This is a genomic window from Rhodovulum sp. ES.010 (assembly GCF_900142935.1).
In the GTDB taxonomy this organism is placed as follows: Bacteria; Pseudomonadota; Alphaproteobacteria; order Rhodobacterales; family Rhodobacteraceae; genus Rhodovulum.
The window spans coordinates 660,077-673,026 of record NZ_FSRS01000001.1 but is presented as its reverse complement, the minus strand read 5'-3'; the positions used below and the strand labels follow the sequence as shown (position 1 = coordinate 673,026).

Annotated in this window: 11 protein-coding genes; 2 read left to right on the top strand and 9 right to left on the bottom strand. The window is 66.2% G+C overall.

Translation table 11 applies throughout. The features are described 5' to 3' along the window. Positions 1-10 precede the first annotated feature (10 nt). The 4 genes from BUR28_RS03380 to BUR28_RS03365 all read right to left on the bottom strand — a co-directional run bounded on the left by BUR28_RS03380 (position 11) and on the right by BUR28_RS03365 (position 3,026). Positions 11-379 carry a response regulator gene (locus BUR28_RS03380; protein ID WP_074218840.1) on the bottom strand — a complete coding sequence of 123 codons (369 nt, stop codon included), beginning with the start codon at positions 377-379 and terminating at the stop codon, positions 11-13. An 8-nt stretch (positions 380-387) separates the two neighbouring features. After that, a complete protein-coding gene (locus tag BUR28_RS19825; RefSeq protein WP_074218839.1) occupies positions 388-786 on the bottom strand; it encodes a MarR family winged helix-turn-helix transcriptional regulator in 399 nt (132 codons plus the stop codon). Positions 787-940: 154 nt separating this feature from the next. Continuing rightward, on the bottom strand, positions 941-2,698 hold the full coding sequence (locus BUR28_RS03370; protein ID WP_083626415.1) for an ATP-binding protein: 1,758 nt from the start codon (positions 2,696-2,698) through the stop codon (positions 941-943). A gap of 121 nt (positions 2,699-2,819) precedes the next feature. Next, on the bottom strand, positions 2,820-3,026 hold the full coding sequence (locus BUR28_RS03365) for a hypothetical protein (protein ID WP_074218837.1): 207 nt from the start codon (positions 3,024-3,026) through the stop codon (positions 2,820-2,822). Positions 3,027-3,750: 724 nt separating this feature from the next. Between BUR28_RS03365 and BUR28_RS03360 the strand changes: the two genes are divergently transcribed. After that, on the top strand, positions 3,751-4,146 hold the full coding sequence (locus BUR28_RS03360; protein WP_083626412.1) for an FkbM family methyltransferase: 396 nt from the start codon (positions 3,751-3,753) through the stop codon (positions 4,144-4,146). Between the two features lie 105 nt (positions 4,147-4,251). Here the strand turns inward: BUR28_RS03360 and BUR28_RS03355 are convergent, their stop codons facing one another. From BUR28_RS03355 to BUR28_RS03335, 5 genes are all read right to left on the bottom strand, one after another. Beyond that, complete coding sequence (locus BUR28_RS03355; RefSeq protein ID WP_074218835.1) at positions 4,252-6,102, bottom strand: ABC transporter ATP-binding protein; 1,851 nt, start codon at positions 6,100-6,102, stop codon at positions 4,252-4,254. A gap of 79 nt (positions 6,103-6,181) precedes the next feature. Further along, positions 6,182-7,174, bottom strand: a complete 993-nt coding sequence (locus BUR28_RS03350; RefSeq protein WP_074218834.1) for an adenosine kinase — start codon at positions 7,172-7,174, stop codon at positions 6,182-6,184. A gap of 12 nt (positions 7,175-7,186) precedes the next feature. Continuing rightward, positions 7,187-8,599: an adenosylhomocysteinase gene (gene ahcY / locus BUR28_RS03345; protein WP_074218833.1), complete on the bottom strand. Its 1,413-nt coding sequence runs from the start codon at positions 8,597-8,599 to the stop codon at positions 7,187-7,189. 25 nt (positions 8,600-8,624) lie between these two features. After that, complete coding sequence (gene metK, locus BUR28_RS03340) at positions 8,625-9,809, bottom strand: methionine adenosyltransferase (RefSeq protein ID WP_074218832.1); 1,185 nt, start codon at positions 9,807-9,809, stop codon at positions 8,625-8,627. Between the two features lie 133 nt (positions 9,810-9,942). Further along, entirely contained in the window at positions 9,943-11,628 is a 1,686-nt protein-coding gene (locus tag BUR28_RS03335; RefSeq protein ID WP_074218831.1) for a glycine/sarcosine N-methyltransferase, read from the bottom strand. Positions 11,629-12,218: 590 nt separating this feature from the next. Here BUR28_RS03335 and BUR28_RS03330 point away from each other — a divergent pair. Further along, positions 12,219-12,797, top strand: a complete 579-nt coding sequence (locus BUR28_RS03330) for a Tll0287-like domain-containing protein (RefSeq protein WP_074218830.1) — start codon at positions 12,219-12,221, stop codon at positions 12,795-12,797. Positions 12,798-12,950 lie beyond the last annotated feature (153 nt).

Here is a 12,950-nt window from a genome sequence, read left to right as displayed (position 1 = left end):
CGTGGCGGCCTCAGCGTGTGCAGCGCGCAAGGATCGCAAGCAATTCCTCGCGGCGGAACGGTTTGGGCAGGAAGGCGGCCACGCCGGTGACATGCCCGAGCGCCTCGGCCATCTCGGGGGAATGCCCGCCGCCGCCGCCGGAGATCAGGATGATCGGCAGGTCCCCCGCCTCTGCCGCCAGTCGATCCAGAAGCTCCAGCGCGGACTCGTTTTTCAGCCAGAAATCGACGATGACCCCGGCGTAACCGCCGCCGCGCAACAGCGCCAGGAACTCCTCGGAGGTGCCGGCTAAATCGGCCTCGAACTCGCTGCCCGCCAGAAGCAGCGCCAAGAGGTCGAGCACCTCCGGGTCGTCATCGATGATGGCAATCTTGCGCATTCGTCTGTCTAGTCACCCTTGTCGAGCGCCATGCCTCGAAGCGCGCGGCGCATCGCAAGACGGTCGGCCTCTGGGAGGATGGCGATACGGTCGGCGATCTTGCGAATCGGATCAGCCCGCAGGGCAGCACGACCGCACTCTGTCAGCGAGACGATATGCGAGCGGGCGTCGTCGGGATTGTCATCCATCTCGACCAGCCCGCGCGCACCCATGGTGCGGATTGCCCGGCTGATCGGCGCGTGGGTGAGGTCGAGATAGGCCGCGATACGCGTGAGCGTTCGCCGCTCCGGCGGGTAGCTTTGCAGATAGCGCAGGATGGACCACTGCAGCGGCTGGATTTCTCCCGACCGCCGGGCGCCGTCATAGGCGCCGCGCACGATGCGCTCCATCAACAGGGCGACGGCCATGTCGCCACGATCGTAGCTTTCCGGACTCACCTCACACCTCACCAACTGCACTGGGGGCCCGCAGTGGCGGACCGTAGCACGCCGCGCCGGCAGCCCCACCGAAAAGCCGAGAGACCCGAGTCCCGTGCGCCGTTTCCCGCCGGGCACGGCCATCTCAATGCCCCTCCGCTGGCAATTCGCCATCGCTGGCCCGCTGGCTCCTGTCCAGTGCCATGGCAATGGCCTCGACAAGCTGCGCCCGCCGCACCGGCTTTGCCAGCCGGATATCCGTCGCACGCACGCCCGGATGCGCGCAAAGCGCGCCGAAATCATGCCCGGAGAGGAACAGCACGGGCAATTCGGGGCGGCGTACGCGGATCTTTTCGGCCAGCGCCGCGCCCTGCAACCGCCCCGGCACAACCACGTCCGTGACGACAAGGTCGAAGCCCGGGTCCGCCTGAAATAGCGCCCAAGCCGCATCGCCGCTTTCGACCGCCAGGATCTCGTGGCCGGTGCCATCTAGCATGCGAAGAAGCGCCTCGCGCACGGCGAGGTCGTCCTCGACCAGAAGCACGCGCGCGCCGGGCGCGGCCAAGGCGATATGCCCTCCACGCCGCGTCGCGGCAACACGCGGCGCGCCTGTCCGGCGCGCCCGGAAATACAGCGTGAACGTCGTGCCCGCACCCATGGCGGAAATCACGTCGATGCCGCCACCGGTCTCGCGCATGAAAACGTCGATCATTGTCAAGCCAAGACCGGTGCCGTCGGGCTTGCTGGACTCGAAGGGTTCGAAGATCCGCGGCAGCTCGCTCTCGGCGATCCCACGCCCGGTATCGCTGATCGAGATCGTGGCATAGCGCCCAGCGGGAAGCCTCTCGCCGCCGCGGAGGGGCATGGCGCGCGTGACCCGCCGGTTGGCGGTCGCGACCCGGACCCGACCGCCCTCTGGCATGGCGTCGCACGCGTTCAGCAGGAGGTTCAGCAGCGCACTTTCGGTGGAACTCGCATCAGTCTCCACCTCCCAAAGATCGTCCGCAAGGTCGGTCTCGATCGCGATATTGGCCGGCAGCGTCCGCACGGCAAAGCGCGTGGTCTCCTCGACGACGGAATTCAGGTTCACGACGCGTGGCGCCAGGTTCGCCTTCCGCGCGAAGCGCAGGATGTTGCGAGTCAGGTCGGCACCGCGCTCGGTGGCGCGAAGGCCGCGGTCGATCAGGTCGATCTGCCGCTTGTCGGTCGACATCCTGCGGACCGCTTCGAGATTGCCCATGATCACGAAAAGCAGATTGTTGAAATCATGCGCGATCCCGCCCGTCAGCCGCCCGATAGCCTCGGACCGGCGCGCGCGTTCCAGGCTCTGTTCGGTGCGCTCGTGGCGCACATGCCAGCGAAATGCATGCAGCACGCAAACAAGAAAGTAAACAAGGATCGCAAAGGCGATCACCACCGCAGTGACAGTGTCCATCAGCACGTCGCTCTCCCGGCGGAATGACAGCGCGATCAGGAACATCGCGGTGCCGTTCGGCAGGACGAAACACAGCATGGCCTGCCAGACCCGCGCCCTCACCAGAAATGTGTTGAGCGTCGAACCGGTGAGCAGCGCGACCACTGCGAACTTGAACACGTCATGGTCGACCTCCCAGAGCAGCACGGGTAGAAGCGCGAAGTTGCTGCCGATCAGGAGGTTGAGTGCGAGGATGAAGAGAAAATAGCCGCGGGAATTCCAGTGCGGATGGTTCCGCAACAAATGGCGCTCGGTCAGAACCAACAGGTATTGGACGAGATACCAGCCATAGAGCCACCAAAGGCCGAAGGCGTAGGCACTTACAGTGATGCAGAGGAACACCAGCAAGATTTCGGCGAGCAACTCGGGGTCGCCAGCGGCGCTTTGCGCACGCAACCGATCGAGTTCCTTGCTGGCGTCCCGTCGCATGCGCACCTAACCCCGGCCAAACCGTTCGCGAAGCGCGAAAGGTCCGGCAAGCTAAGCGTGAAACGCACAGGCCGTGCAAGCACCGCGGGGAGGTGGAACCGTGGATATGGCGCGCCACGGTCTAGCGCAGGCTTACCCTCGCCAAGGGCCCTGCGGGCGCATCGATTGTGCCCCGAACGCAATCGGCCACCGCGTCCAGCTTTTTGCGCACCTCCTCGAACCTCGGGTCACGCACGCCATGACGCGCTTCGAGCGCATCGAGGAACGTGATCAAGCCCTCGACGGTAACGAATACCTCCGCAAGGGCATGGTGACCGTCCTGCTCCATCCTGTTCCCCTCCTTGCCTCGACCAACTCTTTCCAGACTTCGCGCGGGGATTGCACGCTCACACTGAAAAGCCCCTTACAGTTTAATTTTACGTGCCGGTAGCAAGCAAAGTCCACACAAAATTCGCGCTGAGGTTCAGTCTTTGCGGGCGGTGCAAGGGCATGCGACCGCCAGGGAGGCTGCGCGGCCTCGGGACTTGCGGCTGCGGCCGGCGCGCTCGGGGCGGGCCGGCCATTCGCGCCGGTCACCGGCGGTGGTCGCCGAGATGACCAAGCGGTGCTAAGACCGCGCCTGGGCGGAGAACCGGGGCAGGCGACGGGAGTGGCGGAGAGGAACCTCGGGATGTCGATCAAGGCACTTCTGAAACGACGGGCCCGTAGGCGTCGCGCCGCGCGGGCCTCTTCTTTCCGGACCGGCGGGAGCCCCTTTGGTGCCGCGTTTCAGCACCTGCTGGGGGACCGTAATCCGGCCGACCTCACCATCCTCGACATCGGCGCGCATTACGGTGAGAGCGTCACGCGGTTTCGGGCGCTTTTTCCCGGCTGCCAGATTCACGCCTTCGAGCCGGACCGCGGGAACTACGGCGTCCTGGAAGACGCCTGCCTGGGTCTAGAGGGAATCCGGCTGAACCATCTCGGTGTCAGAGACCGGCAGGGACCGCTCGCTTTCATGCCAATGCCAAGAGCGCGACGTCCAGCTTCGTGCCGGTCGACGAGTCGTCCGAATGGGTCCGTGTCAGACGCGCGCAACGTCGGATTGCGCCGGCGGAGCTCACCCGCGATTTGTACGACGTTCCGGTAACAACCGTGGAGACTATCTGGCCGAGACCAGCCTCGCAGCCGTGGACCTGATGAAGATCGACACACAGGGCCGCGAGGAAGCGGTCCTTGCCGGCGCGCAAGGTGCGCTGGAACAGGGCCGGATCAAGGTGATCGAGACCGAGATCATCCTCGGGGACGCCTATGCCAAGCGGCTCAGCTTCGCCGATCTGGAACGGCTCCTCCTGCCCCTTGGCTACCGGTTCTTCGGCATCGACAATCATGGCGATCTGCACGCAACGCCCTGGTTTTCCGCCAGCCTCCTCTACGTTCGGGCGGGGCTTCTGCAGAGAGACGCCTAGCGCCGCGCCAAGCCAGCGCTTGGTCGATCACCCTGCCGACATTCGGGCAGCGCACCGGTGCGGGCCACAAAGCGCGCCTGCCACATCGTCCGATGGCAGGGGGACTCAGCCGACCGCCTCGGCATAGCCGATGAACCCGCCGGACTGGCGGCTCCAGAAGCGATGATAGAGCCCGCGGCGGGCCAGCAGCTCGGTGTGACTCCCCTGCTCCACGATCCTTCCGCCTTCTAGCACGACGATGCGATCCATCTGGGCGATGGTCGATAGGCGGTGCGCGATCGCCAGAACGGTCTTGCCCTCGATAACCTCTTGAAGCGCGTCTTGGATCTCGGCCTCGACCTCGGAATCGAGCGCCGATGTCGCCTCGTCCAGCACAAGTATGGGCGCGTCCTTCAGGAGCGCGCGGGCCAGCGCGATGCGCTGGCGCTGCCCTCCCGACAGCTTGACCCCGCGTTCGCCCAGGTACGCGTCATAGCCCCTCCGCCCGCGGAAATCCTTAAGCCCCTGGATGAACCCGTGCGCATGGGCGCGATGGGCGGCGGCGATCATCTCCTCCTCACTGGCGTCCGGCCGACCATAAAGGATGTTGTCCCGCGCCGAGCGGTTGAACATCGCGGTCTCCTGCGTGACCATGCCGATATGCTGGCGCAGGTCTTCCTGCGACACCTCGCGCACATCCCGGCCGCCGACCCAGATCGCGCCCGCCTCGGTGTCGTAGAGCCGCATCAACAGCGCCACCAGCGTGGACTTGCCCGCGCCCGAGGCACCGACGATGGCCAGTTTCTCGCCCTCGTGGATCGTCAGGTCGATGTCCTGAACGCCACCGCTTCGGCGCCCATAGGCGAAGGTCACATGATCGAATTCGATCACCGGTGGGCCGCCGGCGGGCCTCGGATGCGCCGGATCCTCGATCTCGTGGGGCGGGGTCAACGTGCGCATGCCGTCCTCGATCTCGCCGATATGCGCATACATCCCCAGAAGCGTGTTGCTGATCCAGCCACTCATCTGCGCCAGCCGGATCGACACCGCACCGGCAGCGGCAATGTCGCCCACGCTTGCCGCGCCACCGGTCCAGAGGGCGAGCGTCGCACCAACCACGAGCACCGGAAGCACGCCCGCCAGCGTCATCAGCAGGAACCGGAACGACGCCGAGACGCGACCGAACTCGAAAGCGGCCTGGCGGAACCGGCGCATCTCATTCAGCGCGGCGCGGTCCTCGTGGTCCTGGTGGGCAAAGAGCTTGACGGTCTTGATGTTGGTAACCGTATCCACCACCTGCCCCGATACCATCGCCCGTGCTGCGGCGCGAGACGCCGAGCGCGTACGAATGCGCGGCATGAAAGCCCGGATGAGCAGCAGGTAGAGCACGATCCAGACCGCCAGGATCGCCGCCACCTCGCCCCCGATCGACAGCATCAAAAGCGCCGAACCGACGATCGAGGCCAGGCCGAATACGACCGCCGAGATAAAGTCCGTCACGGTATCGGTGACCGCGCGGGCCGACTGCATCTGTTTCTGTGCGATGCGGCCGGCGAAGTCGTTGTCGAAGAACGTTACCGACTGGCCCAGCGTCCAGCGATGCAGCCGCGACAGGACGAGGTTGTTGATGTTCGGCGCCAGCGCGAGGGACTGCATCGCGGTGTTCGCACCGAAGGCGGCGGGCCGCACCACGACGAAGAACAGCGCGACGCCGCCCAGCAGAAGCACGTTGTCGACAAAGACGCGATCCGGCGCGCTGCTCTGCGCCGCGTCGATCACGACGCCAAGCATCATCGCCGTCATCACCTCGAACGTGCCCGCAAGCATCGACACGACGGCCGCCAGACCGATCGCGGGCCATGCCCCACTCAGCAACCAGCGCATGTAAGGCAACAGGGTTCTCGGCGGCGGCCCCTCGGCGGCGCGTTCCGCGTCGACGAGCCCCGCGAACCATCTGGCAAGACGATCCGGGATCATCCTTCCACCCTCGTGGAGTTCGGCGCCGATGACAAGCGCACGCAGGTGTGATGCGCGCCACGGGCCCGCTGCCGCCCGCTCACGCGGCCGGCAGCTCGATCGCGCGGGCTGCGGCGCCGTCGCGCGCGCCGTAATGCACCAGCACCTTCGCGGCCAGTTCGGCCCCCAGCCGCCCGGCCTCATAAACGGCCGCGCCGCGCGCGAGACCGCCGAGGAAGCCGCTGGCATAGGCGTCGCCGGCCCCGGTGCTGTCGACGACCCGCGGCACCGGCGCCGGCGCGACGTGGTGCCGTTCCGCGCCGTCGGCGACGTGCGAGCCTTTCTCGTGTTCAGTGACCGCGGCGACGGGCACCTGGCAAAGCGCCCATTCCAGCGCCGCCTCGGGCGTGGTCTGGCCGGCAAGCGCGCCGACCTCGAGCTGGTTACCGATCAGGATGTCGGCATGGCGCGCGATGAAGCTCAGCATCACGTCGCGATTGCGCTCGACGCAGCCGGGGTCGGACGGGGTCAGCGCGATGCGCGCCCCCGCCGCCTTGGCCAGCTGCGCGGCGGTTTCTATCACCGCCGCGCCAAGCGGCGCGTCCCAGAGATACCCCTCGACGAACAGGATATCGATCTCGCGCGGTTGCACGGCGGCGATGTCCGACGGGGCCAGCGAGGTCGCCGCCCCCAGATGGGTGCTCATCGTGCGCTCCCCGTCGGGCGTCACCAGGACCACGCAGCGCCCGGTCCCGAGGCTCGCGTCCTCGGCCGACGCCACGGGGGCGGCGATGCCCATGCCCGCCATCTCCTCGCGGAAGGTGCGCCCCAGTTCGTCGTCGGCCACCTTTCCGAGATAGGTGCCCTTCAGGCCGAGATCGGCCAGATGCGCGATGGAATTGGCGACCGATCCCCCGGACTGGCGCACTCCGGGGGCGACCTCGGCGAAGAGCGCGTGGGCCGCCTCGGCATCCACCAGATGCATCCCGCCCGGCGTCAGGCCGTGGCGTTCGATCACTTCGGGCTCGACCGAGGCCACCACGTCCACCAACGCGTTGCCCAGCCCCACGATATGCGGTGTCAGTTTGCTCATGTCGCTGCCCCCTCAATACCTGTAATGTTCTGGCTTGAACGGGCCTTCTTGTGTGACGCCGATATAGGCGGCCTGTTCGGTGGAGAGTTCGGTCAGCTTCACGCCGATCTTCTCCAGGTGCAGGCGGGCGACCTTCTCGTCGAGATGCTTGGGCAGGATGTAGACCTCGTTGCCGTACTGCTCGCCCTTGGTCCAGAGCTCGATCTGCGCCAGCACCTGGTTGGTGAAGCTCGCCGACATCACGAAGCTGGGGTGGCCGGTGGCGTTGCCCAGGTTCAGCAGCCGCCCCTCGGACAGCAGGATGATCCGCGCGCCCGAGGGCATCTCGATCATGTCCACCTGGTCCTTGATGTTGGTCCACTTGTGGTTCTTGAGGGAGGCCACCTGGATCTCGTTGTCGAAGTGCCCGATGTTGCCGACGATCGCCATGTCCTTCATCTCGCGCATGTGCTCGATGCGGATGACGTCCTTGTTGCCGGTGGTGGTGATGAAGATGTCGGCGGTGCCGATCACGTCTTCCAGAAGCACCACCTCGAACCCGTCCATCGCGGCCTGAAGGGCGCAGATCGGGTCGACCTCGGTCACCTTCACCCGCGCGCCGGCCCCGCGCAACGAGGCGGCCGAGCCCTTGCCCACGTCGCCATAGCCGCAGACGCAGGCGACCTTGCCGGCCATCATCGTGTCGGTGGCCCGCCGGATGCCGTCGACCAGGCTTTCCTTGCAGCCGTACTTGTTGTCGAATTTCGACTTGGTGACGCTGTCGTTGACGTTGATCGCCGGGAAGGGCAGCAGGCCCTTGTTCATCAGTTCGTAGAGACGGTGAACGCCGGTCGTGGTTTCCTCGCTGACGCCCTTGAGCATGTCGCGCTGTTTCGTGAACCAGCCGGGGCTTTCGGCCATCCGCTTGCGGATCTGGGCAAACAGCGCCTCTTCCTCTTCCGAGGTCGGCACCGCGATCAGGTCGTCCTCGCCGTTCTCGACCCGCGCGCCGAGCAGGATGTAGAGCGTGGCATCGCCCCCGTCGTCCAGGATCAGGTTGGCGCCGCCCTCGGCGAACTGGAAGATGCGGTCGCAATAGTCCCAGTACTCGGGCAGCGTCTCGCCCTTGACGGCGAAGACGGGAATGCCCGCCTCGGCGATCGCGGCCGCGGCATGATCCTGGGTCGAGAAGATGTTGCAGGACGCCCAGCGCACCTCGGCCCCCAGCGCCACCAGCGTCTCGATCAGAACCGCGGTCTGGACCGTCATGTGCAGGCTGCCGGCGATCCGCGCGCCCTTCAGGGGCTGCGCCGCGCCGAACTCCTCCCGGCACGCCATCAGACCCGGCATCTCCGTCTCCGCAATCTCAAGCTCCTTGCGGCCAAAACCCGCAAGCGAAAGGTCCTTGATGGCGTAGTCGCCGTCGATCTGTTCAGGCTTGTTCATATCGTATCCTCGTCTCGTTCCGTGTTCACTCGGCCGCGGCGGTGCCGCCGAAGCTGCGCGCCAACTCGTCGGCCAGGTCGGTCCTCTCCCAGGCGAAGCCGCCATCCTCCGCAGCGGCGCGACCGAAATGGCCATAGGCGGCGGTGCGGGTGTAGATCGGCTTCAAGAGGCCCAAATGCTCGCGGATGCCCCGCGGCGTCAGGCGCACCATCTCGCGCAGCCGCGCGGCCAGCGCGTCCTCGTTCACCCGGCCCGTGCCGAGCGTGTTGACGTAGATCGCCACCGGGTCCGGCACCCCGATCGCATAGGCCAGCTGAATCTGGCTTTTTTCGGCCAGCCCCGCGGCGACGACGTTCTTTGCAAGATAACGGGCCGCATAGGCGGCCGAGCGGTCCACCTTGGTCGGGTCCTTGCCGGAGAAGGCACCGCCGCCATGGGGCGCCGCGCCGCCATAGGTGTCGACGATGATCTTCCGGCCCGTCAGGCCCGCGTCGCCATCCGGGCCGCCGATCACGAACTTGCCGGTGGGGTTCACGATCAGCCGGTCCTCGGGCAGCACCCAGTCCTCAGGGAACACACGCTCGATATAGGGCCGCACCAGGGCGCGCACCTTGTCCTGCGTCACCTCCTCGGCATGCTGGGTGGAGACGACGACGGTATCGACGCCAACCGGCTTGCCGTCGCGATACATCAGCGTCACCTGGCTTTTCGCATCGGGGCCGAAATGGGTCTGACGGCCGGATTTCCGGTCCTCGGCCATGTGGCGCAGGATGCGGTGGGCGAACTGGATTGGCGCGGGCATCAGTTCGTCGGTCTCCGTGCAGGCATAGCCGAACATGATGCCCTGGTCGCCGGCGCCTTCCTCGCCCTTGTCGCCCTCGTCCACGCCCATGGCGATGTCGGCGGACTGCTCGTGCAGCAGGTTTTCCACGGCGCAGGTCTTCCACGAGAAGCCCTTCTGCTGGTAGCCGATATCCTTGATCGCCATGCGCGCGATCTCCTCGACATGCTGGCGCACGTCGTCGGGGCCGCGCACCTCGCCGGCGATGATCACCCGGTCTGTCGTGGCCAGCGTCTCGCAGGCGACGCGGGATTGCGGGTCGGCCTCCAGATAGGCGTCGAGCACGGCATCGGAGATGCGGTCGCATACCTTGTCGGAGTGGCCCTCGGATACGGATTCGCTGGTGAACAGCCAGGTCTTGTCGCTCATCTGTCTCCTCGTCGCGTTGTCTTCAGGATGGCGGGCGCCGCGCGCCCGCAGACGCCGCGCGGCCGGGTCGGGTCGCGACGGCGCAAAACGGCCCACCGCGCCTGGCGGCGCGGCAGGCGCATGCGGGATGGGCTTATGCCGGTTTGCGGAAGTGCTGGATGCCCCAGGCCAGATGGCCGGCATCGGCCGCCTTGACCCAGTTCTCAAGCCCCACGGCCATCTTGTCGAGATACTCGGCCGAGGCGCCCTCGTCGCGGAGCATCTGGTAATTGGCCAGAAGTTCCTCGCGCACACGGGCGTAGTGGGTACGCAGCTGCGCCACCATGTCCTCCTGTGCCACCGTCTCGAAACCGATCGCCTCGGCCGCCTGGCGGTAGGAGCGCGGGCTGCCCAGCGAGTTGAGCTGAAGACGGTCATAGACGGGCTGCAGCACGCCCTCGGGCACGTCGTCGGCCTGCATCGGGTCGGTAAAGATCAGGTGGCCGCCGGGTTTCAGCACGCGCCACGCTTCGGCCAGCGCCTTGTCGCGCTGGTCGGAATGCAGGAAGGCGTCCTGGCTCCAGACCGCGTCGAAGCTGGCATCCTCGGCCGGCACGTCCTCGTAGACGCCGTGACGAACGTCGATCCTGTCGCGCAGGCCCGCCTGCCGAACCTTGCCGAGATTGTACTCGTTCTGCGTCTCGGACAGGTTCAGGCAGACAGCCTTGCAGCCGGTCTTGCGCACGACCGTGCGCATCGCGCCGCCATAGCCCGAGCCCATGTCGAGCACGCGGGACTCGGCGGTCAGGTCGGGCAGCCGGTCCAGCATCGTGGCGATGGTGCGGTCGGACGCGGCGCGAATGTCGGACGTCTCGTCATAGAGGCCGATATGCAGATCCTCGCCGCCCCAGATCTTCGAGTAGAACGTGTCGGCGTCATCGCTGTCGTAGTAGTCCTCGGTGATATCGCGGATGTCTTCGCGGCCGTCGGGCGACACGCCGCCCCAGCGCACCAGATGCAGCGCCGATTTCTCGGCCACGTGTATGAAGAAGTCGGGCTCGTCCTCTGCATAGGTTTCCTGGAAGTCCCCATAGGTGCGGACCCGCTCGAACCCGGCCTCCGACAGCAGCCGCCGCATGTAGTTCTTGCGGATCGGGCACATGTTGAGCGTGAATTCCTCGCCGTCGGGGAAGCTGTAGACCATGCGGCACAGCCCTTCGTCGACGTGGGAGGGCTGGGCGGTGACCTTGTCGCCGCAGTAGTAATATCTGTGCTTGTTGGAATAGCCATGATCGATAATGGCGTCGTAGTTGCGCTGGTCGAGGATCAGGATCCCGTCATGCTTGAGCGCGGCGTAGAATTCGGCGAGCGCGCGGCGCCGATCGGATTCTTCGTAGAGATGGGTGAACGAGTTGCCAAGGCAGATGATCGCGTCGTACTTTCCGTGGATGTCCCGGTTTAGCCAGCGCCAGTCGGCCTGTGCGGTCTTCAGGATCAGCCCCCGCGCCTTGCCGTTCTCGAAGGCCTTGGCCACCATCGCCGCCGACCCGTCCGATGCAGTGACGTCGAAGCCCGCCTCGGTCAACCGCACCGAGTGGAATCCGGTGCCGCAGGCCACGTCGAGCACGCGTTCCTTGCCGCGGGCGCGCAGGATGTCGATGAAGAACTGCCCCTCGCTCTCGGCGCGGCCGCGCCAGTCGACCAATTCATCCCACTTGTCGACGAAGCTCGCGATGTACTCCTTCCTGTAGTGATCGGTGCGTCGGTCGACCAGCGGGTCGTCACTATAGGCTTGGTCGGTCATCGTCAGTTCGGCATTGCCGGCTTCGTAGTCGTTCATCGTCCTCTCCACTTCCTCGACACGGCCGCATGTCGGGGGACATGTGCCGTCACGCGGCCGTGCGCCCACCTCGTTCAAGGTGCAGCTTCGGCGCTCTCGTCTTCGTTCTTTGTGCCCGCGGCTCTGTCGGCGGTTGCGTCGCCTGGGCCATATCCACACTGCGGGCGGGTCCCGCGCGGACCTTCGGAATGCTTAGACAACGTGAGCATTCCGGCGCGTTGACCATTGAGATGCCAAGACGATGCGGGGAATTTCAATACATTTCAAGTGCTGTATGCGCAGCCTTCATCAAACTATTACTTTGAAGGATAAATTATCATGAGCGGCGGCAGGTGAGGCTGCATCGGAGCAGCCGAATCCGGCCCAGGTCCACGCCACAAGCTACGGTTGACGCGAGGGTCCCGCCCTGACCTGGCCCGAAGGTCCAAGTCGTCGACGGAGTCGATCAGGCGGCCGAGAACTGCGCGGACGGCTTGCCGATTCCGGTTTCGCGGATTTTGTGGCATTCTGACGATGCCCCGCCGGGAGTGTACCCGGTTGATCGGGGCACGGCATGGCGGAAAAGCCATCCTGAGCGGGAGGAGACCGGGATGCGGACAGGACTGATTGTAGCGGGGCTTGCCGCGAGCCTCGCGTCGACGGCGGCCGAGGCCGAGGCCGACGAGGTAGCGGAACTGGCCGCGGAGGGCCAGGCGCTGATGATGAGCTTCGGCGCCGCGCTCAAGAGCGCGCTGCTGGACGCGATCGAGGCCGGTGGCCCCGTGAACGCCATCGCCGTTTGCAATACGAAGGCGCCAGAGATCGCCGCGAAGTTGTCGACCGGGAGCTGGACGGTGGCCCGGTCAAGCCACCGCCTGCGCAACCCGGAGAATGCCCCTGACGCGTTCACCGCCGAGGCCGTCGAGGCATTCCTTGCGCGCGAGGCCGCGGGCGCGCCGGTCGAGGGGCTTTCCGCAACCGGGATTATCGATAAGAGTGGGCAGCGGGTCTTTCACATGGTCAAGGCCATTCCCACCGCCGAACTCTGCGTGACCTGCCACGGCGGAGACACGGTGAAGCCCCCGGTCGAGGCCAAGCTGGCCGAGCTATACCCGCAGGACCGGGCCCGCGGTTTCGCCGTGGGGGACATGCGCGGTGTCTTCACACTCAGAAAAATCCTGTCCGACTAGGACACGCTGGAGGTGGCGCGGCCGCGCGGCAAGCCCCTCGCGACCGCGCGCCGATCCCTTAACAGGCCGCTGAAATTCTCTTGCGGCCGGACGGATTTCCCTGACCCTCACCCGTGAGGCCGGCGTCGTCTGTTCTGTGTGCTTGGTCTCGGC